The 260-nt window shown below is 61.2% G+C and carries 1 protein-coding gene; it reads right to left on the reverse strand.

All coding sequences use genetic code 11. The features are described 5' to 3' along the window. Positions 1-260, reverse strand: a 260-nt coding sequence (locus NX775_RS23985; protein WP_258838263.1) for an AMP-binding protein, incomplete at both ends; no start/stop codon positions are given.

Consider the following 260-nt stretch of genomic DNA (forward strand, 5'->3'; position numbering starts at 1 on the left):
TTGGGCTATAAGACGGTGCGCCAGACGATTGGCACGGCGGTTCAGTTCGCTATAGCTCAGGTGTTGGTCTTCGAAGACGATGGCCGTGGCATCCGGTTGGCGCGCGGCTTGCTCTTCGAACAGCTGGTGCAGCAGCATTTCACTCGGATAGTCTGCCGCTGTTGCATTGAACGCGACCAGCAGGCGATCCCGTTCCGCTTGGCCAATCAGTGGCAACGTGGCTAGCGGTCGCGCCGGCTCGGACAGCATGGCTGCCAGCA

This window comes from Massilia aurea (assembly GCF_024753205.1).
Taxonomy (GTDB): Bacteria; Pseudomonadota; Gammaproteobacteria; order Burkholderiales; family Burkholderiaceae_D; genus Telluria; species Telluria aurea.